Source organism: Pengzhenrongella frigida, from assembly GCF_004168625.1.
GTDB classification, from domain to species: domain Bacteria; phylum Actinomycetota; class Actinomycetes; order Actinomycetales; family Cellulomonadaceae; genus Pengzhenrongella; species Pengzhenrongella frigida.
The window spans coordinates 26,140-47,368 of record NZ_SDWW01000025.1 but is presented as its reverse complement, the minus strand read 5'-3'; the positions used below and the strand labels follow the sequence as shown (position 1 = coordinate 47,368).

Here is a 21,229-nt window from a genome sequence, read left to right as displayed (position 1 = left end):
CGAACTGAAGGAGCCCCTCGTGGCCACCGCACGCACCCCGCTGATGGCGGGAAACTGGAAGATGAACCTCGACCACCACGCAGCCACGCACTTCGTGCAGAAGCTCGCCTGGACGCTCAAGGACGCCAAGCACGACTTCTCGGCCGTCGAGGTCGCCGTGCTGCCGCCGTTCACGGACCTGCGCAGCGTGCAGACGCTGGTCGACGCCGACAAGCTCGAGCTCGTCTACGGCGCCCAGGACGTCTCGGCGCACCTGTCGGGCGCGTACACCGGGGAGATCTCCCCGGTCTTCCTCGCGAAGCTCGGCGCGACCTATGTCGCCGTCGGCCACTCCGAGCGTCGCCAGTACCACCACGAGGACGACGCGCTCGTCGCGGCCAAGGCCAAGTCGGCCTTCAGCCAGGGCGTCGTGCCGATCGTCTGCGTCGGCGAGGGCCTCGACGTCCGCAAGGCCGGCGACCAGGTCGCGTACACCCTCGCGCAGCTCGAGGGCTCGATCGCGGGCCTGACCGAGGAAGAGGCCGCGCAGGTCGTCATCGCCTATGAGCCCGTCTGGGCCATCGGCACCGGCGAGGTCGCCACCCCGGAGGACGCGCAGGAGGTCTGCGGCGCCATTCGCGGCAAGCTCGCCGAGCTCTACACCGACGCCGTCGCGGCCGCCGTGCGCGTGCTCTACGGCGGTTCGGTGAAGTCCGGCAACGTGGCATCGATCATGGCCAAGCCCGACGTCGACGGCGCGCTGATCGGTGGCGCGAGCCTGGACGCCGAGGAGTTCGCCAAGATCGTGCGCTACCAGTCGCACTCGGTGGGCCTGTAGTCCCCTGAGCTCGATCTGATCGACACGGCGACGTCCCGCCTGCGCGGGACGTCGCCGTAACGGGCGCTCGTCGCCTACCCTTGACCCGGCGCCCGACGGCGGCGCCCACCGAACCTTCAGGAAGCGACCCGCCACCGTGGATGCCCTGCGTATCTCTCTCCAGCTGCTGCTGGTCATCACCAGCGGACTGCTCATCCCGCTCGTGCTGCTCCACAAGGGCAAGGGTGGCGGCCTGTCCGACATGTTCGGCGGTGGTGTCTCGAGCAGCATCGGCAGCTCCGGCGTGGCCGAGCGCAACCTCAACCGGCTCACCATCATGATCGCCGTCACCTGGGCGATCGTGATCGTGCTGCTGGGTCTCATCCAGCGCGTCACCAACTGACGCACCTCACCAGCGAGAAGTCACCCAACGACATCGGAGGTCGATCGTGGCGAGTGGTAGTGCGATCCGTGGTTCCAGAGTGGGTGCGGGACCGATGGGGGAGGCCGAGCGGGGCGACAGCGCGCCGCGGGTCTGGATCTCCTACTGGTGCGCGAACGGCCACGAGACGCGGCCGAGCTTCGCCGAAGAGGCTGGCCTCGCGGCCCCGGTGACCTGGGACTGCCCGCGGTGCGGCTTCCCCGCCGGCCAGGACCAGGCCAACCCGCCGGCGCCGGTCAAGAACGAGCCGTACAAGACGCACCTCGCCTACGTGAAGGAACGTCGCACGGACGAGGACGGCGAAGCGATCCTCGACGAGGCGCTGGCCGCCCTTCGCCTGCGTCGCGGCGGCGCCTGACCCAGCAGTCCCGCGTCAGGGTGGCAACGTGGCCACCCTGACGCGCCGTCAGGTCTCGTTCGTCCGGACAGGACCGCCGGTCAGGCGGCCGGGGTCGCGGCCGCGTCGAGCAGCCAGAGCGTGCGCTCCTGCCCGACGGCGCCCACCACCGGCATCTGCTCGACCGACGCGCCGCCCAGCGCGGCTGCGATCGCTGCGCTCTTGGCAGCACCTGCGGCGACCACCCACACCTCCCGTGCGGCCCGGATCGCCTCGAAGGTGAACGAGACGCGCTCCGGCGGCGGCTTGGGGGCGCCGTGCACCCCGACCGTCGACGTGCCCGCGGCACCGAGTGCCGGGTGGCCGGGGAACAGGGACGCGACGTGGCCGTCCGGGCCCATCCCGAACATCAGGACGTCGAACGCGGGCACCCTGGCGCCGGAGCCGTCGTCGGGCCCTCCGGTGAAGGCGGCGAGCTCGCGCGCATATGCCGCCGCGGAGTCCTCGGGGGAGGCGATCCCCGGCGCGTCGGACGGGAGCATCGGGTGGACGTTCCCGGCCGGCAGCGCCCCGGCGAGGGGGTCCAGCAGCGCCCGGCGCGCCTGGGTCTCGTTGCGCTCGGGGTCGCCGTCGGGCAGGAAGCGCTCGTCGCCCCACCAGAGGTGCACGCCGCTCCAGTCGACGGCGTCGCGGAGCGGGCTCGCGGCGACCGCGGCGAGGATCTCGATCCCGACCGTGCCGCCGGTGACGCCGACGTGCGCGGGGCGCCGGACCGACTGCACATCGACCAGCCGGGTCAGCAGCCGCGCAGCGACGGCCTGCGCGAGCACGACCGCGTCCGGGTGCACGATCACCTCGCGCGGGCCCATCAGAGCCTCGCCAGCCCCTTGGTCAGCACGTCCGCGTAGACCTCGTCCGCGTCGAGGCGCCGCAGCTCCTCGGCGAGGCACTCCGACAGCTGCCGGATGGGCAGCGCGATGCGGTGCTCGGGCTGGTCCGGCTGGCGCAGCGCGGCGGTCTTGCCGTCCGGGCGGTCCAGCACGATCGGGCCCGACTTGCGCTCGAGGCTGACCAGGGTGATCGCCGGGGCGTCGGGCTGGCGCTCGATCTCGACGGGGCAGCGCAGCTCCTGCGCGAGCCAGGCCGCGATCAGGTCGACGCTCGGGTGCGTGCTGTTGCCCGCCACCACCGCGCGGGTCACCGACTCGTACGGCGGCTGGTCCAGGGCGGCGGCCAGCAGCCCCCGCCAGAGGGTGATCCGGGTCCAGGCGAGGTCGGTGTCGCCCGGGCTGTAGACGGTGCTCAGCCGCTGCAGGGTCTGCAGGGACTGGCTGCACTCGGTCGAGTCGGTGATGCGCCGCTGCGCCATCCGGCCGATCGGGTCGGCCGCCGGGTTGGCCGGCGGCTCGTACGGCCACCAGGCGACGATCGGCGCGTCCGGCAGCAGCAGCGGGATCACGAGCGTGTCGCCGTGCCCGCGCAGCTCGCCGGAGGGGTGCAGCACGATGACCTCGCTCGCGCCGGCGTCGCCGCCGATGCGGATCTGGGCGTCGAGCTCGTTGCTCTCGCGGTCGTTGTTCGGCGCGATGACGATGACGCGGCACGGGTGCTCGCGACTGGCGAAGTTGGCGGCCTCGATGGCCGCCTCGACCCCGTGGTCGCCGACGTCGATCACGAGCGTGAGCACGCGGCCCAGGGCCACCGCTCCGCCCTCGTCGCGGAGCTTGACGAGGCGCTTGTTCACGTCGTTCGTGGTGGTGCTCGGCATCTCGATGATCACAGGGAGGGCCTCCTCGTCCGGATGCGGGTACAGGTACAGGAGCGGGTGGGTGGGACGGTGCGGGTGGGGGTCACGGGGCGCGCCAGGTCCGGCCGTCGCGGGCCATCATGGCCTCGGCGGACGCGGGTCCCCAGGTGCCCGAGCGGTACGGCTCGGGCTTGCCCTTGGCGGCCCAGCTCTTGGTGATCGGGTCGAGGATCTTCCAGGAGAGCTCGACCTCCTCGTGCCGCGGGAACAGCGGCGGGTCGCCCAGCAGCACGTCGAGGATGAGCCGCTCGTACGCCTCCGGGGAGGACTCGGTGAACGCATGCCCGTAGCCGAAGTCCATGGTGACGTCGCGCACCTCCATGGCCGTGCCCGGGACCTTGGCGCCGAACCGCAGGGTCACGCCCTCGTCGGGCTGCACCCGGATGACCAGGGCGTTGTTGCCGAGCTCCTGGGTGGCCGTGGACTCGAACGGAAGGTGGGGTGCGCGCTTGAACACGACCGCGATCTCGGTCACGCGGTGCCCCAGCCGCTTGCCGGTGCGCAGGTAGAACGGCACCCCGGCCCAGCGCCGGGTGTCGATGTCGACCCGGATGGCGGCGAACGTCTCGGTGGTCGACTCCGCGGGGATCCCCTGCTCCTCGAGGTACCCGACGACCTCCTCACCGCCCTGCCAGCCGGCGGAGTACTGCCCGCGCGCGGTGTGCTTGGCCAGGTCGCGCGGCACGCGCACCGCGGACAGGACCTTGATCTTCTCGGCCCGCAGGTCCTCGGGCGAGAACGAGACCGGCTCCTCCATCGCCGTCAGGGCGAGCAGCTGGATGAGGTGGTTCTGGATCACGTCCCGGGCCGCACCGATGCCGTCGTAGTACCCGGCGCGGCCACCGATGCCGATGTCCTCGGCCATGGTGATCTGCACGTGGTCGACGTAGTGCGCGTTCCAGATCGGTTCGAACATCTGGTTCGCGAACCGCAGCACCAGCAGGTTCTGGACCGTCTCCTTGCCGAGGTAGTGGTCGATGCGGAACACGTCGTCCGGCTCGAAGACCTCCGAGACCACGTCGTTGAGCGCCCGGGCGCTCTCCAGGTCGTGCCCGAACGGCTTCTCGATGACCACCCGGCGCCACGAGCCCTCGCGCGACTTCGACAGCCCGGACTTCGCGAGCTGGCGGCACACGATCGGGAACGCGCTCGGGGGGACCGAGAGGTAGAACGCGTGGTTGCCGCCGGTGCCGCGTTCGACGTCGAGGTCGTGCACGGTCGTGGCCAGCCGCTCGAACGCCTCCGGGTCGTCGAACTCGCCCTGCACGAAGCGGATCCCCTCGGCGAGCTGGCGCCAGGTCGCCTCCCGGAACGGCGTCCGGGCGTACTTCTTCACGGAGTCGTGCACGATCTGGGCGAAGTCCTGCGTCTCCCAGTCCCGCCGTGCGAACCCGGTCAGCCCGAAACCGGGCGGGAGCAGGCCGCGGTTGGTCAGGTCGTACACCGCGGGCAGGAGCTTCTTGCGGGCGAGGTCGCCGGTGACGCCGAAGATGACCAGCCCGGACGGGCCGGCGATCCGGGGCAGGCGGCGGTCCCGTGGATCACGCAGCGGGTTGTCGTCGGCGGTGACCTTGTGAGGGTTCGTGCGAGGGCTCATGCGGGGACTCTTCTCGAGCGGAGCAGATGGGTCACGTGCGCGAGCGCGGCCCGGTCGGTGAGGTGCAGGCGCAGGATCGGTCGGCCGTGCGCAGCCAGGGCTGCGGCGTCGTCCGCGGCCTGGGCCGCGATCAGCTGACCGAAGGTGAAGGGCCGGCCGGGGACGGGGAAGTCCACCGCCGGAGCGCCGGTGAGCTGCAGGAAGACCCCCACCGGGGGCCCGCCCTTGTGCAGCTGGCCGGTCGAGTGCAGGAAGCGCGGGCCCCACCCGAACGTGACCGGACGCCCGGTCCGGATCGCCAGCGCGTCCCGCACCTGGGCGAGGTCGACGTTCTCCGCGCGGTCGAGGAACGCCGTGACGGCGAGGTAGCCGTCGTCGGGCACGCTCAGGAGCAGCGCGTCGATGACCCCCGCGGCGTCCTCGATCCGGACGCCGTCCGGGTCGAGCAGCAGGTCGGGGGTGGCGCGGACCTCGATCCCTCCGTCGACGAACGCGGCCGGCTCCCGGTCCGGGGGCGCCGCGCCCAGGTGGCGCGCCGCATCCTTGGCGGTCTCGACCTCGGGCTGGTCGAACGGGTTGACCCCGAGCAGGTGCGCGGCCACCACCGTCGCGTACTCCCAGAGGAGGAACTGCGCCCCGAGCTCACCGGCCACGGTGACCTCGTCCCCCGGGATCGAGACCTCGGCGGCCGGGTCGTCCACGTCGTCGACGAGTGCGACGAAGCGCACCGCGAGCACATCGGTGGCGGGCGAGGAGAGCTCGGGCGGCTCACCTGCGGGGCTGTTCGTGGCGACCGGGAGCAGACCGCGCCCGGCCTTGCCGGTGGACTCCGCGACGAGCTGCTCGACCCAGTCGGCGAGGCCGATCAGGCCGGAGCCCTCGTCGACGAGCATGAGCTTGTCGCGCAGCGGGGACGTGCCGGCGATCGCCGCGGCGAGCACGAGCGCGGGGTTCGAGTCGGCATCCTCGGTGAGGATGTCCGCGACCGCGGCCGCCTGGTCGAGCAGCCGCACGACGTCGACGCCGGCGAGGGCGGACGGCACGACGCCGAACGCCGAGAGGGCCGAGAACCGGCCCCCCACGGTCGGGTCGGCGAGGAAGACGGCCCGGTAGCCGGCGGCGCGGGCCGTGGCCTCGAGCGGCGAACCCGCGTCGGTCACGGCCACGAGGTGCCGCCCGGCGTCCAGGCCCGCGACCGCGAAGGCGGCCTCGAAGACCCGCCGCTGCGCATCCGTCTCGACGGTGTCGCCGGACTTGCTCGCCACGACGAGCACCGTCCGGGCGAGGTCGCCGGCGAGCGCGGCCCGGACCTGCTCGGGGTCGGTCGAGTCGAGCACCACGAGCGGGACGCCGGCCGTCTGGGTGATGACCTCGGGGGCGAGGGACGAGCCGCCCATCCCGGCCAGCACGACGCGGTCGATGCCGTCGGCGGCCAGGGCGGTCCGCAGCTCGGCGAGCGCGGGCAGGATCGCACGGGTGGTCGCGTGCAGGCCGGTCCAACCCAGCCGGATCGCCGAGTCGGCCTCGGCGGCCGGACCCCACAGGCCGGCGTCGCCCGCGGCGATCCGGGAGGCGATCTTGTCGGTGGCGAGGCGGTCCGCGTGCTGCCCGACGGCGGCCGCGGCGGCACCCCCGGCGGTGACCTCGAGCAGGGGGTCGTCGCCGTCGCCGACCCAGGACATCACCCAGCCGCTGTCGCCGTCGGTGTGGTCGGCGGGTGCGCTGTCGGCGGCCGTGGTGTCGGAGACCCGCCGACCGGCGGTCCGGCGCTCGGTCGAGCGACGGTCGCTCGCCCTGCGGTCGGGGTGCCGGGGATCGGGGGAGGGCGGGGTGGGGGACTGGGGTGCGGGGGCCTTGAGACGCCCCTCGTCCGTGCTCACCGGCCGGCTTCTCCCGTGTGCACGGGGCGCCGTGCGCCGGCGGCGCGCGCGAGCCCGGCGGCGATCGTCGCGAGCAGGTCGTCCCAGCTCTTCTCGAACTTGAGCACGCCCTCGTCCTCGAGCGCCGTGGTGACGTCGTCGATCGCGATCCCGAGCTCGGCAAGTCCGGCGAGCACGCCGCGGGCCTCGTCGTAGGTGCCGGCGATGGTGTCGCCGTGCAGGTTCCCATGGTCGGCCACGGCCGCGAGCGTGGCCTCGGGCATGGTGTTCACGACCCCGGCGGTGACGAGCTCGTCGACGTACCGGGTGTCCGAGAAGCTCGGGTCCTTGACCCCGGTCGACGCCCACAGCGGGCGCTGCGGTCGGGCCCCGACCACCGCGAGACGCTGCCAGCGCTCGCCGGCCAGCGCGCGCTGGTACACCTCGAAGGCGAGCCGCGCGTTGGCGATCGCGGCCCGACCACGCAGGGCCGTGGCCGCCGGGGTGCCGAGAGCGTCGAGCCGGGCGTCGACCGCGGAGTCGACGCGGGAGACGAAGAACGAGGCGACCGACCCGATCGGGACCAGGTCGCGCCCGGAAGCGTGGGCGCGCTCGAGCCCGGACTGGAACGCATCCAGCACCTGGCGGTAGCGGTCGAGCGAGAAGATCAGCGTCACGTTGACGCTGATCCCGTCGGCGAGCGCCTGCGAGATGGCCGGCAGGCCCTCGGCGGTGGCCGGGATCTTGATGAACACGTTCGGCCGGTCCACCCGCGCCCACAGCTCGCGGGCCTGGTCGATGGTGGCGGCGGTGTCGCGGGCCAGGCGGGGGTCGACCTCGATCGACACCCGTCCGTCGATGCCGTCGGAGGCGGCGTACTGGGGGGCCAGCACGTCGGCCGCGGCCCGGACGTCGTCGGTCGTGATCGCCCAGACGGCGCGCTCGGCGGGCATCCCGGCCGCGGCGAGCTCGGCGAGCTGGGCGTCGTACGCGTCGCCGCCGGCGAGCGCCCCCGCGAAGATCGTCGGGTTGGTGGTCACCCCCACGACCCGGCGCGAGGTGATCAGGTTCTCGAGGTTTCCGGTCCGCAAGCGGTCCCGGGACAGGTCGTCGAGCCAGATGGCGACCCCCGCGTGGGCCAGGGCGTCCAGCGTCGGAGCGGATGGGTTCTCGGTCATGACCGTCCTCCTTCTCGTAGTGCCTTCCGGAACGGACGTCCCCGCGGCGATGGACCGCGGGGACGTCCCCCTTGTCGTGCGGGTGGGCGCCCGGGAACTCAGTGCTGCGCGGCGCCCGTCGTCAGAGCTGGTCGCCGGCCTTGGCCTGGGTCGGGGCCGCCGGGGTGCTCGACGCCGCAGCATCGCTGCTGGCGGCGATCGACTCCTTGGCGGCGGACACGACCGCGGCGGTGGTGATGCCGAACTCCTCGAAGAGGGTCTCGGCGGCAGCCGACGCCCCGTAGTGCTCGAGGGACACCGACCGGCCGGCGTCGCCGACCAGCTTGTGCCACGACATCGCGATGCCGGCCTCGACCGAGACGCGGGCCTTCACGGTGGACGGGAGCACGAACTCGCGGTAGGAGTCGGGCTGCTCGGCGAACCACTCCTGGCTCGGCATGGACACCACGCGGGTGGCGATGCCCTCGGCCTCGAGGAGCGTGCGCGCCTCGACGGCGAGCTGGACCTCGGAACCGGTACCGATGAGGATGACGGCCGGGATGCCGCCGGACGCCTCGAGGAGCACGTACGCGCCCTTGTCGACGCCGACCGCGGACGCGAAGCCCTCGGTGCCGCGCGGGAACGTGGGCACGTTCTGGCGGGTGAGGATCAGGCCGACCGGGCCGGAGTTGCGCTCGAGGAGCGCCTTCCAGGCCTGGGCGGTCTCGTTGGCGTCCGCCGGCCGCACGATCGCGAGGCCCGGGATGGCGCGCAGCGCGGTCAGGTGCTCGACCGGCTGGTGGGTGGGGCCGTCCTCGCCGAGGCCGATCGAGTCGTGCGTCCACACGTAGGTGACCGGGATCCCCATCAGGGACGCCAGGCGCACCGCGCCGCGCATGTAGTCGCTGAACGTGAAGAACGTGCCGCCGTACGGGCGGGTCAGGCCGTGCAGCGAGATGCCGGACAGGATCGCGCCCATGGCGTGCTCGCGGATGCCGAAGTGCAGCGTGCGGCCGTACTCGTCGCCCGCGAACTCCGACGTGGAGCGGCGCGCCGGGATGAAGGACGGCTCGCCCTTCATGGTCGTGTTGTTCGAGCCGGCGAGGTCGGCCGAGCCGCCCCACAGCTCGGGCAGCACGTCGGCCAGGGCCGAGAGGATCTCGCCCGAGGCCGCGCGGGTGGCGATGGCCTTGCCCGGCGCGAACACCGGCAGGGCCGCGTCCCAGTCGGCGGGCAGCTCGCCGGCCCGGAGCCGGTCGAGCAGCGCGGCGCGGTCCGGGTTGGCCGTGCGCCAGGCCTCGTAGCCGAGGGTCCACTCGGCGCGGGCAGCCGCACCCCGCTCGCCGACGGCGCGGGTGTGCGCCAGGACGGCCGGGTCGACGTCGAACGCGGTGTCGGGGTTGAAGCCGACGGCCTCCTTCAGGCCCCGCACCTCGGCCGTGCCCAGCTTCGAGCCGTGCGAGCCGTGGGTGTTCTGCTTGGTCGGCGCGGGCCAGGCGATGATCGTGCGCAGCCCGACGATCGAGGGCCGCGGGTCGGCCGCGGCGGCGTCGAGGGCGGCGTTGAGCGCGTCGATGTCCTCGGCGTACTGCGTCCCGCCGTTGGTCCAGTCCACTCGCTGCACGTGCCAGCCGTAGGCGGCGTACCGCGCCAGGACGTCCTCGGTGAAGGCGATGTCGGTGTCGCCCTCGATCGAGATGTGGTTGTCGTCCCAGATGACGGTCAGGTTGCCGAGCTCCTGCGTGCCCGCGATCGAGGACGCCTCCGCGGAGACGCCTTCCTGCAGGTCACCGTCGGAGGCGATGACGAAGATCGAGTGGTCGAACGGGCTCGTGCCCGGCGCCGCCGCGGGGTCGAGCAGCCCGCGCTCGCGGCGGGACGCCATGGCCATGCCGACGGCGGACGCGATGCCCTGCCCGAGCGGACCGGTGGTGATCTCGACGCCGGCGGTGTGCCGGAACTCCGGGTGGCCGGGGGTCTTCGAGCCCCAGGTGCGCAGCGCCTCCAGGTCCTCGAGCTCGAGGCCGTAGCCGGCGAGGAACAGCTGGATGTACTGCGTCAGGGACGAGTGCCCGGCCGACAGCACGAAGCGGTCGCGCCCGAGCCAGGTCGGGTCCGACGGGTCCAGCCGCATGCGGTTCTGGTACAGCAGATAGGCGACCGGGGCCAGACTGATCGCGGTACCGGGATGGCCGTTGCCGACCTTCTCGACGGCGTCGGCCGCCAGGACGCGAACGGTGTCCACGGCCTTTCGATCGAGATCGGACCATTTGACCTGGCTGGCCGGGGCGAACACGTTCACCGAACCTCTTCCCTGTCCAGGTCTGCACGACCCGGGACGTCACGAAACGCAATCGGTACTCGGAGCGCCCCAGGGCCGGGGTGATCCGCAATGAGCCTACCGACCTGGGCGTCGCGGGGGTGCTGGGCCCGTCGGTTGGACACCGCGAGGCGATCCGGGACCAAAGTCACACGATTGTGCGTCACGGAGGGGTTCGCGAGCGCGCGTTGAGCCGTAGCATTGCCTCCGTCCGCCCCCGTCACCTCCACCGGCCGATGAACGGAAGAATCCACGCGCGTGCGACTCTCGAGCCCGATCCCGATCGACAGCACCTCCGGCGAGCCCGGGGCGGTGGATGGGCGCACGCCCGCGAACCGGACTGCGCGAGCCGGGACGGGGGCCGTCGGGCTGGCCCGGGCGCGCGAGCGCGTCGGGGCCTACATCGCGCTGACCAAGCCGCGCATCATCGAGTTGCTGCTCGTGACCACCGTGCCGACGATGATCCTCGCCGAGCAGGGCTTCCCGTCGATCGCCCTGGTGCTCGCGACCCTGGTCGGCGGCGCCGCCGCGGCCGGGTCGGCCGGCGTCCTGAACTGCTACCTCGACCGCGACATCGACCAGCTGATGAACCGCACCAAGCGGCGCCCGCTGGTGACGGGCGAGATCTCGCCGCGCAACGCGCTGATCTTCGGGTTCGTGCTCGGGGCGGCCTCGCTGCTGTGGTTCGCGCTGCTGGTCAACCTCGTGTCGGCCGCGCTGACCGCGGGTGCGCTCGCGATCTACATCGTCGGCTACACGATGATCCTCAAGCGCCGCACGCCGCAGAACATCGTCTGGGGCGGGATCGCCGGGTGCATGCCGGTGCTGATCGGCTGGTCGGCCGTCACCGGTTCGCTCAGCTGGGCGCCGGTCGCGCTGTTCGGGGTGATCTTCTTCTGGACCCCGCCGCACTACTGGCCGCTGTCGATGAAGTTCAAGAAGGAGTACGCCGCAGCCGGCGTGCCGATGCTGCCGGTCGTCGCGGGGGACCGGCGGGTCGCGGCCGAGGTGATGGCCTACGCGGTCGCGATGATCGCCAGCTCCCTCGCGCTCGTCCCGCTGGCCTCGATGACCTGGGTCTACGCCGTCGTGGCGGCGGCCCTGGGCCTGTGGTTCCTCGCGGCGTGCATCGGGCTGTACCGGCGCGCCCGGCAGCCGGGAGTCGTCAAGCTCGGCGAGATGCGGCTGTTCCACCTGTCGATCACCTACCTGACGCTGCTGTTCCTCGCAGTGGCCGTCGACCCGTTCCTGCCGATCTGACCCGTGCCTGATCCGACCGTGGTCCTCGGGGTGCCATCGCGCCCGACGGCGACCGCTCCCGCGGTGGTCGGCGTCGTGCAGGAGTACCTCGCGCACCTCACCGTCGAGCGCGGCCTGTCCGCGAACACCCTGGCGGCCTACCGCCGCGACCTCGACCGGTACGTGGCGCACCTCGTGGCCCGCGGGCGCACGACGCCGGCCGAGATCACCGCGGCCGACGTCGAGGAGTTCGTCACCGCGCTGCGCACCGGGTCCGACGGCGGCGCGGTCCTCTCGGCGTCGTCCACCGCGCGCACCGTGGTGGCCGTGCGCGGGTGGCACAAGTTCTGCGCGCTCGAGGGCCTGGTCGCCGTCGACCCCGCCAGTGCGGTGCACCCGCCCGCACGGCCCAAGCGGCTGCCCAAGGCGATCTCGACGTCCGACGTCGAACGCCTGCTCGAGGCGGCGAGCGTGGGCGACGGCCCCGGTCCGCTCCGCGACCGCGCGCTGCTCGAGCTGCTCTACTCCACCGGGGCCCGGATCTCCGAGGCGATCGGGCTCGACGTCGACGACCTCGACCTGACCCCCGGCCGCGCCTCGGTCCGGCTGTTCGGCAAGGGGCGCAAGGAGCGGGTGGTCCCGGTCGGCTCCTATGCGGTGCAGGCGGCCGAGGCCTACCTCGTGCGGGCTCGGCCGGTGCTCGCGTCCGGCGGTATCGGCACGCCGGCGATGTTCCTCAACACCCGCGGCGCCCGCCTGAGCCGGCAGAGCGCGTGGGCCGTGCTGCGGGCCGCCGCGAACCGCGCGCAACTCCCCGGCGCCGACCACATCTCCCCGCACACCCTGCGGCACTCGTTCGCGACGCACCTGCTGGCCGGCGGCGCGGACGTGCGGGTGGTGCAGGAGCTGCTCGGGCACGCGTCGGTGACCACGACCCAGATCTACACGTTGGTCACGCCGGACACCCTGCGCGAGGTGTACGCGGCGTCCCACCCGCGGGCCCTGGGCTGAGTTCCGAGCCCTCGCCCACGGCGGCCCGGCGCGCGCGGCGCGTTGTGCGTCGACCCGCCGAGGTGCTGGGGTAACTTGAGTCCGTGAGCAGCCAGCCCAGTTCCGGAACGTCCGCCGTAGCGGAAGCTGCTCTTCTCGACCCGGTTGGCCGGCTCCTGCCGCACTTCCCGATCCCCGCCCTGCTGTCGTCGCACGGTCCGGCGCGCATCATCGCCCTGTGCAACCAGAAGGGTGGCGTCGGCAAGACGACCACCACGATCAACCTCGCCGCGGCCCTGGCCGAGTACGGCCGGCGGGTGCTCGTGGTCGACCTCGACCCGCAGGGTGCGGCGTCGGTCGGCCTGGGAGTCAGCCCGCACGAGCTGGACCTGACCATCTACAACCTGCTGATGGAGCGCTCCGCGTCCATCACCGACGTCGTGTGCAGCACCGGGATCGAGAACCTCGACCTGCTGCCGGCGAACATCGACCTGTCCGCGGCGGAGGTGCAGCTCGTGGGGGAGGTGGCCCGGGAGTCCGCGCTCAGCCGCGTGCTGCGACCGGTGCTCGACGACTACGACGTCATCCTGGTCGACTGCCAGCCGTCGCTCGGGCTGCTCACCGTCAACGCCCTGACGGCGGCGCACGGCGTGCTCATCCCGCTCGAGTGCGAGTTCTTCGCGCTGCGCGGGGTCGCCCTGCTCGTCGAGACCATCGAGAAGGTGCGCGACCGGCTCAACCCGCGCCTCGAGGTCGACGGCATCCTCGCCACCATGTACGACCCGCGCACGCTGCACTCGCGCGAGGTCATCAACCGGGTGAAGGAGGCGTTCGGCGACACCCTCCTGCACACGGTCGTCGGACGTACGGTGAAGTTCCCCGACTCCTCCATCGCGGCCGAGCCGATCACGACCTACGCGCCGACCCACTCGGGCGCCATCGCCTACCGCCAGCTGGCTCGAGAGCTCGTCGCCCGTGGCGACGCGGCCTGAGGCCCCGCTCGGGAGCGCAGCGCCGACGGCTCCACCCGCGACCGGCCCGGTCGGCACCTCGGCGTTCGAGGTCCACCTCGAGAACTTCTCCGGCCCGTTCGACCTGCTCCTCGGGCTGATCTCCAAGCACAAGCTCGACATCACCGAGGTGGCGCTGGCCGAGGTGACCGACGAGTTCATCGGGTACCTGCGCGCCTCCGACGCCGCCGGCGGGCCGAAGTGGGACCTGGGCACCGCGAGCGAGTTCCTCGTGATCGCCGCGACCCTGCTCGACCTCAAGGCCGCCCGGCTGCTGCCCGCGGGCGCCGTCGAGGACGCCGAGGACCTCGAGCTGCTCGAGGCGCGCGACCTGCTGTTCGCCCGGCTGCTGCAGTACCGCGCCTACAAGGAGGTGGCCGCGGCGATCGCGGTCCGGCTCGCGGCGGAGGGCCGGCGCTACCCGCGGACCGTCTCGCTCGAGCCGCAGCTCGCGGCGCTGCTGCCCGAGCTCGTCTGGCAGGTCGGCCCGGAACAGCTCGCGGCCCTCGCCGCCCGGGCGATCGCCCCGCGTCCCGCCCCGCCCGGGGTCGACCTCAGCCATGTCTACGCGCCGGTCGTCAGCGTGCGCGAGCAGGCCGCCATCCTGGTCGAGCGGCTGCGCCGGGGCGGGGCCTCGTCGTTCCGGACCCTCGTGGCCGACGCCGACACCCCGCTCGTCGTGGTGGTCCGCTTCCTCGCGCTGCTCGAGCTGTTCCGCGAGGGCGCGGTCGGGTTCGAGCAGGTGACCCCGCTCGGGGAGCTGACCGTGCGGTGGACCGGGACCGACGACGGCGAGATCGAGGTCGTCGACGACTACGACGACGTGGGGGAGACCACATGACCGAGTCCGACGCAGGCCCGGTGAACGGCGTGGCCAGCACGCCCGACGTCGCGGCCGACGAGCTGGCGTTCGACGTCGCCGACCTGCCCGGCGGCGCGCTCGCCGCGCTCGAGGCCGTGCTCATGGTCGCCGACGAGCCGATCCCCGCCGTGCAGCTGGCGAGCGTGCTCGCGCTGCCGACGGCCGTCGTCGAGGAGCTGTGCGCCGAGCTCGCGGCCGAGTACCGCGGCCTCGTCGACGGCCGGCCCACCGGCGCGCGACCCCGCGGGTTCGACCTGCGCCGGGCCGGCAACGGGTGGCGGATCTACTCGGCGCCGGCGTACGCGGACGTCGTCGGCCGCTTCGTCCTGGAGGGCCAGACCGCGCGCCTGACCCAGGCCGCGCTCGAGACCCTCGCGGTGATCGCGTACCGCCAGCCGGCCACCCGCGGGCAGGTCTCGGCGGTACGCGGGGTCAACGTCGACGGCGTCGTGCGCACCCTCACCTCCCGCGGCCTGGTCGCGGAGATCGGCACCGATCCGTCGAGCGGCGCGGTCCTGTACGGGACTACGGGATACTTCTTGGAGCGGATGGGGCTCGGTTCGCTCGATGAGATGCCGCCCCTGGCACCGTACCTTCCAGATTTCGACGCCTTCGAGGGCGTAGACGATGTAGCAGGAGATGACACGTGAGCACGAGCACTGGTGGCAACCGCCCGGAACGCGGACAGCGGGGAGCCGGTCGCAGCTCCGGCGGAGCGCCCGCGCGTCAGCGCCCGACGCTGGGCCGGCCCGCCCGGCCCGTGACCCCGCCCGAGCCCGAGCGCGACGTGCACGTCGCCGACGGCATCCGGCTGCAGAAGGTCCTGGCCACGGCGGGCCTCGGCTCGCGGCGCGCGTGCGAGGACCTCATCGCCTCCGGCCGGGTCACGGTCGACGGCGTCCAGATGCGTGAGCTCGGCGTGCGGGTCGACCCGACGACGGCGATCATCCACCTCGACGGGATGCGCGTCCAGCTCGACACCTCGCTGGTGACGATCGCGCTGAACAAGCCGCTCGGCGTCGTGTCCACGATGCACGACCCGGAGGGGCGCCCGTCGCTCGCCCGGTTCGTCGCGGACCGCGACGAGCGCCTGTTCCACATCGGCCGGCTCGACGCCGAGACCGAGGGGCTGCTGCTGCTCACGAACGACGGCGAGCTGGCCAACCGCCTCGCGCACCCGTCGCACGTGGTGCCCAAGACCTACCTCGCGTACGTCGAGGGCCGCGTGGCCTCGAACGTCGCCAACAAGATGCTGCACGGCATCATGCTCGAGGACGGCATCGCCAAGGTCGACCGGTACCACATCGTCGACTCCACGCCGCAGGCCGCGCTGGTCGAGATCGTGCTGCACGAGGGCCGCAACCGCATCGTGCGCCGCCTGTTCGAGGAGGTCGGCCACCCGGTCAACCGCCTCGTGCGCACCCAGATCGGCCCGATCCGGCTCGGCGACCTGCGCTCGGGCACGACTCGGGTGCTCAGCCAGCCCGAGGTCGGCTCGCTGATGACCACGGTCGGGATGTGACCGCGGCGTGAGCCTGGACGACTCGGCTCCGGTCGCCACGCGTGGCCCGGTCCGGGTCGTCGGCACGGGCCTGCTCGGCGCGAGCGTCGGCCTCGGCCTGTCCACCCGCGGGGTCGACGTCGTGCTGTGGGATCCCTCGCGCACCGCGCTCGCCCTGGCGCGCGACGTCGGGGCCGGTCGCCTGCCCGCGCCCGACGACGCCCCGGTGACCCTCGTGGTCGTGGCCGCGCCGCCTGACGTGACCGCCGACGTCGTGCTGGCCGAGCTGGCCGCGCACCCGACCGCCGTCGTCACGGACCTCGCCAGCATCAAGGGGCACGTGCTGGACTCGCTGCGCGCCGCGGGGGCGGACCTGACCCGGTACGTCGGTTCGCACCCGATGGCCGGCCGGGAGAAGACCGGCCCGGCCGCGGCCCTGCCCGACCTGTTCGTCGGTCGCCCCTGGGTGATCACCGACTCGGGCGAGTCGTCCCGGGACGCGCTGCTCGCCGTGCGCGACCTGGCCGCCGACCTCGGCGCGGTGCCCCGCTCGATGGACCCGCGCGCGCACGACGACGCCGTCGCGGTCGTCTCGCACGTGCCGCAGGTCGCCGCGAGCCTGGTGGCGATGCGCCTGCGCGACGCACCCCACGCGGCCCTCGACCTGTCCGGTCAGGGCCTGCGCGACGTCACGCGGGTCGCTGCGAGCGACCCCACGCTGTGGACGTCGATCCTGGCCGCGAACGCCGAGGCCGTCGCTGCCGTGCTGGTCGCGATGCGCGCGGACCTGGACCTGCTCATCGATGCGCTCGACCAGGCGGCCCAGCCCGGCGCCGGGCCGGAGACCGTCCCCGGCGCGCTCGGCGTGCTCGCGCGCACCCTCGCGGGCGGCAACGCGGGGGTCGCCCGGATCCCCGGCAAGCACGGTGGGACGCCCAGCGTCTACGCCGTGGTCACCGTCCTCGTGCCCGACGCGCCCGGCGAGCTCGCCCGCCTGCTCACCGACGTCGGCGCGGCCGGCGTCAACCTCGAGGACCTGCAGCTCGAGCACTCCTCGGGCCGACCCGTGGGCATGGCGGCCATCTCGGTGCTGCCCGGCCGGGCCGAGCACCTCCAGACCGAACTGACCGCGCGCGGCTGGCGGCTCGCAAGCTGATGGGAACCGCACACATGCCCGGCACGACCCCCTCCACTCCGCTGGTGATCGCGATCGACGGACCGTCCGGGTCCGGCAAGTCGTCGGTGTCCAAACGGGTCGCGACCCGGCTCGGGCTCGCCTACCTCGACACCGGCGCGATGTACCGCGCGGCGACCTGGTGGTGCCTCGAGCGCGGCGTGCCGTTGGACGACGCCGACGCGGTCGCCGCCGAGGTGGCCGCGCTCCCGCTGGTGATGGGCGTGGACCCGCAGGCCCCGACCGTGCACGTGGGCGGCGTGGACGTCGCCGAGGCAATCCGGGACACCCGCATCTCGACGGCCGTCAGCGCGGTCGCCACCAACCTCGCCGTGCGGGCCGAGCTGGTCCGGCTGCAGCGCGCGGCCATCGCCGCCCAGGGGCTCCCCGACTCGTTCTCGGGCGGGCGCGGCGTGCTCGCCGAGGGCCGCGACATCACCACCGTCGTGGCGCCCGACGCCGACGCGCGCATCCTGCTCACCGCGAGCGAGGACGCCCGGCTCGCCCGGCGCGCCCTGGACGTGCACGGCACCGCCGACGCGGCCGCGATGCTCGCCACCCGCGACCAGGTGCTGCGCCGCGACGCCGACGACTCCACCGTGGTGCAGTTCCACGTCGCGGCCGACGGCGTCGTCACCGTCGACTCCTCCGACCTCGATCTCGAGCAGACCGTCCAGGCGGTGCTCGACGTGGTCGCCACGGTCACCGGGCGCGCTGCATGACCCGACCCCGCGGGTTCGGCCGCGCCGATGCCGGACGCGAGCAGGCCGCCGTCGGGCAGGCGACCGGTGGGCGGGTGGGCCCGTCGGTGTGGGGGCCGCGCTGGTCGCACTGGGTCGGTCACTTCCTCGCGTACGGGGTGTGGGACACCCGGGTGACCGGGATCGGCAACGTGCCGACGAGCGGCCCGGTGCTGTTCGCCGCCAACCACACCAGCGCGATGGACGGTCCTGTGATCGTCGGCGTCACCCCGCGCCCGGTCCACCTGCTCGTCAAGGCCGAGAGCTTCACCGGCCCCAGCGGCGTGCTGCTGCGCGCCTCCGGGTCGATCCCGGTCGAGAAGGACGGCGGCCGCGGTGCGCTGGTCAGCGCCCTCGCGGTGCTGCGGCGCGGGGGAGTGGTCGGGGTGTTCCCCGAGGGCACCCGCGGCCGCGGCGACGCGACCAGCGCGCAGGCCGGGGTCGCGTGGCTCGCGCTGAACGCGCCGGCCGTCGTCGTCCCGGTCGCGATGCTCGGGATCCGGCGCACCGGCGACGGCGTCGCGCGGGTGCCCGGGCTGGGCCGGTGCCTGGCCGTCGAGTTCGGCCGGCCGCTGGAGCTGGAGCGCACGCCCGGCACGTCCGGGCGGGTCGCGCTCGAGCGCGCGAACGAGGCGATCCGGGTCGCGCTGGCGGACCTGGTGACGTCCGCGGCGGCGCGCACCCGGCTCCCTCTGCCGACCGATGACCCGCTGCGATCGGGGCGCGGTTCGAAGTAAGGCCCGCGGGCTGGGAGGATAGGGGTATGAGTGGAACCGACCAGACCCTGCCCGACGAGCTAGTGCCGGACGTGACGGCACCCGTCGTGGCCGAGAAAACCGCTGCCGAGGCCGCGGACGAAACTGAACTCGATGCTGCCCGTGAGCGCGCGCTGCGCGCCGGGATGGCCGACTACGAGCTCGAGGACGACGACGAGGAGCTCCTCAACGGCGAGTTCGCCGACGAGGCCGGCGAGCCCGGATCCGCGCCGCTGCCCGTGCTCGCCGTCGTCGGCCGCCCCAACGTGGGCAAGTCGACGCTGGTGAACCGCATCCTCGGCCGCCGCGAGGCCGTCGTCGAGGACAAGCCCGGCGTCACCCGCGACCGGGTGAACTACCGCGCCGAGTGGGCGGGCCGGCACTTCACCGTCATCGACACCGGTGGCTGGGAGGTCGACGCCAAGGGCATCGCCGCGCGCGTGGCCGAGCAGGCCGAGATCGCGATCTCGCTGGCCGACGCCGTGCTGTTCGTCGTCGACGCCCAGGTGGGCCCGACGGCGACCGACGAGCGCGTCGTGAAGCTGCTGCGCAAGGCCGGCAAGCCGGTCGTGCTGTGCGCCAACAAGGTCGACGGCCCGCGCACCGAGTCCGACGCCACCGACCTGTGGAGCCTCGGGCTCGGCGAGCCGCACCCCGTCTCCGCCCTGCACGGGCGCGGCACGGGCGACCTGCTCGACGCCGCCATGAAGGCGCTGCCGACCATCTCCGCGCACGGCGCCGCGATCCCCGTGGGCGGCCCGCGCCGGGTGGCCCTCGTCGGCCGGCCGAACGTCGGCAAGTCCTCGCTGCTGAACAAGGTGCTCGGCTCGCAGCGCGTCGTGGTCGACGACGTCGCCGGCACCACCCGCGACCCGGTCGACGAGCTCGTCATGCTCAAGGGCAAGCCGTGGTGGTTCGTCGACACCGCCGGCATCCGCCGCCGCGTGCACCAGACCTCGGGCGCCGACTTCTACGCCTCGCTGCGCACGCAGGCCGCGATCGAGAAGGCGGAGGTCGCCGTCGTGCTGGTGGACGCCTCGGTCAAGATGACCGAGCAGGACACCCGCGTGATCTCCCAGGTCGTCGAGGCCGGGCGCGCGCTGGTGATCGCGTACAACAAGTGGGACCTGATGGACGAGGACCGTCGCTCGTTCCTCGAGCGTGAGATCGACCAGGACCTCGTGCAGGTGCAGTGGGCCCCGCGGATCAACTTCTCCGCGAAGACCGGCTGGCACACCGACCGGATGGTTCCGGCGCTGGAGCGCGCGCTCGCATCGTGGGAGACCCGGATCTCGACCGGGAAGCTCAACGCGTTCCTCGGCGAGCTCGTGGCCTCGCACCCGCACCCGCTGCGCGGTGGCAAGCAGCCGCGGATCCTGTTCGCGACCCAGGCGGCCACCTGCCCGCCGCGGTTCGTGCTGTTCACCACCGGGTTCCTCGAGGCGGGGTACCGGCGGTACATCGAGCGGATGCTGCGCGAGACCTTCGGGTTCGAGGGCACGCCGATCTCGATCTCGGTGCGGGTGCGGGAGAAGCGCCGGCGTTGAGCTCGTCCTCTTCAGCTAGCGACGCGGCCCCGGTGGCCGGACCCGACGGGGTTCGGCGCCGGGGCCTGCTGCTGCGCTGGGGGCTGCCGCGGGACGAGGCCGGCGGGCGGCACGTGGCGGGGTTCTTCGTCTCTGCTGTTGTCACGGTGCTGCTGGTTCGTTTGTCGCTGGCTGCGCTGGGGTACCCGCAGCTCGGGGGCGGCGGGCTGCACGTGGCGCACGTGCTGTGGGGCGGGCTGCTGATGGCGCTCGCGTTCGTGCTGCTGCTGTCGTTCGCGGGGCCCGTGGTGCGGCCGGTCGGGGCACTCGTGGGCGGGGTCGGGTTCGGGCTGTTCATCGACGAGATCGGCAAGTTCGTCACGTCGGACAACGACTACTTCTACGAGCCGACGGCGTCGCTGATCTACCTCGTGGTGGTCGCTCTGCTGCTCGTCTCCGAGGGTGTGCAGGGGCGTCGACCGCCGCACGCCTCCGAGGCGCTTGCTGGGGCCGTGGACCTGGCTGTGGCGGGGGTTGCGGGCGGCTTCAGCACGCGTGCCCGACGTCGCGCGCGCGACCTGGTCTCCTCGGCTGGGCCCGTGGCCGGGGCGGGGGAGGTGCGGGCGCTGCTGGACGTGGTCGAGTCCGACGCCGACGAACTGCCCGATCCGATCGGGGCGGTGGCGTCGTGGGTGGTGCGGGCGACGAGGCTCGTGGTGCGGGCGCGGTGGGCGCCGTGGGTTGCGGTGGGGGTGCTCTCGCTGGCCGGGGTGGCGACCGTCGGGCGCGGGCTGGTTGTGTGGGTCGGCGGGAGTGCGGTGCCTGGTTGGGTCGTGGGCGCGCTGGTGGTCAGCGGGGGAGTGTCAGTCTTGTTCGTGATGATCGGGGCTGCACGGGTGCGCGGGGACCGGCTGGTGGGGTACGTGTGGTTCCGGCGGGCGGTGCTGGTCTCGCTGCTGGTGACGCAGGTCGCGGTGTTCCGGCTCGACCAGTGGGCGGCGATGGCGGGGGTTGTCGTGGACCTCGCGGTGCTCGGGGTGGTGGGGGCGGAGCTGAACGTGATGCGGGCCGCCGGGCGAGGGTCTGGAACCGGGGCCCCGGTGAGGTAGTGTTTCCG

General features: G+C 73.3%; 20 protein-coding genes. 14 read left to right on the top strand and 6 right to left on the bottom strand.

The window, feature by feature from the left end:
* The first annotated feature begins 19 nt into the window (after positions 1–19).
* From tpiA to EUA98_RS11455, 3 genes are all read left to right on the top strand, one after another.
* Positions 20–817 carry a triose-phosphate isomerase gene (gene tpiA, locus EUA98_RS11465; protein ID WP_130102818.1) on the top strand — a complete coding sequence of 266 codons (798 nt, stop codon included), beginning with the start codon at positions 20–22 and terminating at the stop codon, positions 815–817.
* A gap of 136 nt (positions 818–953) precedes the next feature.
* Complete coding sequence (secG, locus tag EUA98_RS11460) at positions 954–1,199, top strand: preprotein translocase subunit SecG (protein ID WP_130102817.1); 246 nt, start codon at positions 954–956, stop codon at positions 1,197–1,199.
* A gap of 46 nt (positions 1,200–1,245) precedes the next feature.
* Entirely contained in the window at positions 1,246–1,596 is a 351-nt protein-coding gene (locus EUA98_RS11455; RefSeq protein WP_130102816.1) for an RNA polymerase-binding protein RbpA, read from the top strand.
* A gap of 80 nt (positions 1,597–1,676) precedes the next feature.
* Here the strand turns inward: EUA98_RS11455 and pgl are convergent, their stop codons facing one another.
* From pgl to tkt, 6 genes are all read right to left on the bottom strand, one after another.
* Positions 1,677–2,444: a 6-phosphogluconolactonase gene (gene pgl / locus EUA98_RS11450; protein ID WP_130102815.1), complete on the bottom strand. Its 768-nt coding sequence runs from the start codon at positions 2,442–2,444 to the stop codon at positions 1,677–1,679.
* Entirely contained in the window at positions 2,444–3,355 is a 912-nt protein-coding gene (gene opcA / locus EUA98_RS11445; protein ID WP_130102814.1) for a glucose-6-phosphate dehydrogenase assembly protein OpcA, read from the bottom strand. The genes pgl and opcA overlap by 1 nt, the downstream gene beginning before the upstream one ends.
* Positions 3,356–3,425: 70 nt before the next feature.
* Positions 3,426–4,979: a glucose-6-phosphate dehydrogenase gene (gene zwf / locus EUA98_RS11440; protein WP_130102813.1), complete on the bottom strand. Its 1,554-nt coding sequence runs from the start codon at positions 4,977–4,979 to the stop codon at positions 3,426–3,428.
* On the bottom strand, positions 4,976–6,859 hold the full coding sequence (locus EUA98_RS11435) for a phosphoglucose isomerase-related protein (protein ID WP_434063493.1): 1,884 nt from the start codon (positions 6,857–6,859) through the stop codon (positions 4,976–4,978). Before EUA98_RS11435 ends, zwf begins: the two co-directional genes overlap by 4 nt.
* Complete coding sequence (gene tal / locus EUA98_RS11430; protein WP_130102812.1) at positions 6,856–8,016, bottom strand: transaldolase; 1,161 nt, start codon at positions 8,014–8,016, stop codon at positions 6,856–6,858. The genes EUA98_RS11435 and tal overlap by 4 nt, the downstream gene beginning before the upstream one ends.
* Before the next feature lie 121 nt (positions 8,017–8,137).
* Positions 8,138–10,297 carry a transketolase gene (tkt, locus tag EUA98_RS11425; protein ID WP_130102811.1) on the bottom strand — a complete coding sequence of 720 codons (2,160 nt, stop codon included), beginning with the start codon at positions 10,295–10,297 and terminating at the stop codon, positions 8,138–8,140.
* A gap of 387 nt (positions 10,298–10,684) precedes the next feature.
* Between tkt and EUA98_RS11420 the strand changes: the two genes are divergently transcribed.
* From EUA98_RS11420 to EUA98_RS11370, 11 genes are all read left to right on the top strand, one after another.
* Positions 10,685–11,575: a heme o synthase gene (locus EUA98_RS11420; protein ID WP_242511409.1), complete on the top strand. Its 891-nt coding sequence runs from the start codon at positions 10,685–10,687 to the stop codon at positions 11,573–11,575.
* A 30-nt stretch (positions 11,576–11,605) separates the two neighbouring features.
* Positions 11,606–12,565, top strand: a complete 960-nt coding sequence (locus EUA98_RS11415; RefSeq protein WP_242511407.1) for a site-specific tyrosine recombinase XerD — start codon at positions 11,606–11,608, stop codon at positions 12,563–12,565.
* An 83-nt stretch (positions 12,566–12,648) separates the two neighbouring features.
* Positions 12,649–13,536: a ParA family protein gene (locus tag EUA98_RS11410; protein ID WP_130102808.1), complete on the top strand. Its 888-nt coding sequence runs from the start codon at positions 12,649–12,651 to the stop codon at positions 13,534–13,536.
* The gene (locus tag EUA98_RS11405) at positions 13,520–14,395 is read left to right on the top strand and encodes a segregation and condensation protein A (protein WP_130102807.1); all 876 of its coding nucleotides are present in this window, start codon (positions 13,520–13,522) and stop codon (positions 14,393–14,395) included. Before EUA98_RS11410 ends, EUA98_RS11405 begins: the two co-directional genes overlap by 17 nt.
* Positions 14,392–15,066 (top strand): SMC-Scp complex subunit ScpB, encoded by a 675-nt coding sequence (gene scpB / locus EUA98_RS11400; protein ID WP_130102806.1) that lies wholly within the window; start codon positions 14,392–14,394, stop codon positions 15,064–15,066. The genes EUA98_RS11405 and scpB overlap by 4 nt, the downstream gene beginning before the upstream one ends.
* Positions 15,063–15,938: a pseudouridine synthase gene (locus EUA98_RS11395; protein WP_434063492.1), complete on the top strand. Its 876-nt coding sequence runs from the start codon at positions 15,063–15,065 to the stop codon at positions 15,936–15,938. The genes scpB and EUA98_RS11395 overlap by 4 nt, the downstream gene beginning before the upstream one ends.
* Positions 15,939–15,945: 7 nt before the next feature.
* Positions 15,946–17,073 (top strand): prephenate dehydrogenase, encoded by a 1,128-nt coding sequence (locus tag EUA98_RS11390; protein ID WP_130102805.1) that lies wholly within the window; start codon positions 15,946–15,948, stop codon positions 17,071–17,073.
* 14 nt (positions 17,074–17,087) lie between these two features.
* Positions 17,088–17,813 carry a (d)CMP kinase gene (gene cmk, locus EUA98_RS11385; RefSeq protein ID WP_130102804.1) on the top strand — a complete coding sequence of 242 codons (726 nt, stop codon included), beginning with the start codon at positions 17,088–17,090 and terminating at the stop codon, positions 17,811–17,813.
* Entirely contained in the window at positions 17,810–18,568 is a 759-nt protein-coding gene (locus tag EUA98_RS11380; protein ID WP_130102803.1) for a lysophospholipid acyltransferase family protein, read from the top strand. The genes cmk and EUA98_RS11380 overlap by 4 nt, the downstream gene beginning before the upstream one ends.
* Positions 18,569–18,594: 26 nt before the next feature.
* Positions 18,595–20,133 carry a ribosome biogenesis GTPase Der gene (der, locus tag EUA98_RS11375; RefSeq protein WP_130102802.1) on the top strand — a complete coding sequence of 513 codons (1,539 nt, stop codon included), beginning with the start codon at positions 18,595–18,597 and terminating at the stop codon, positions 20,131–20,133.
* A gap of 32 nt (positions 20,134–20,165) precedes the next feature.
* The gene (locus EUA98_RS11370; protein WP_130102801.1) at positions 20,166–21,221 is read left to right on the top strand and encodes a hypothetical protein; all 1,056 of its coding nucleotides are present in this window, start codon (positions 20,166–20,168) and stop codon (positions 21,219–21,221) included.
* Positions 21,222–21,229 lie beyond the last annotated feature (8 nt).

Excerpts from the sequence above, each read along its gene's own strand:
- EUA98_RS11380 (WP_130102803.1), top strand. The coding sequence starts at position 17,810 with ATGACCCGACCCCGCGGGTTCGGCCGCGCCGATGCCGGACGCGAGCAG.
- tal (WP_130102812.1), bottom strand. The coding sequence starts at position 8,016 with ATGACCGAGAACCCATCCGCTCCGACGCTGGACGCCCTGGCCCACGCG.
- der (WP_130102802.1), top strand. The coding sequence starts at position 18,595 with ATGAGTGGAACCGACCAGACCCTGCCCGACGAGCTAGTGCCGGACGTG.
- cmk (WP_130102804.1), top strand. The coding sequence starts at position 17,088 with ATGCCCGGCACGACCCCCTCCACTCCGCTGGTGATCGCGATCGACGGA.
- pgl (WP_130102815.1), bottom strand. The coding sequence starts at position 2,444 with ATGGGCCCGCGCGAGGTGATCGTGCACCCGGACGCGGTCGTGCTCGCG.
- zwf (WP_130102813.1), bottom strand. The coding sequence starts at position 4,979 with ATGAGCCCTCGCACGAACCCTCACAAGGTCACCGCCGACGACAACCCG.
- scpB (WP_130102806.1), top strand. The coding sequence starts at position 14,392 with ATGACCGAGTCCGACGCAGGCCCGGTGAACGGCGTGGCCAGCACGCCC.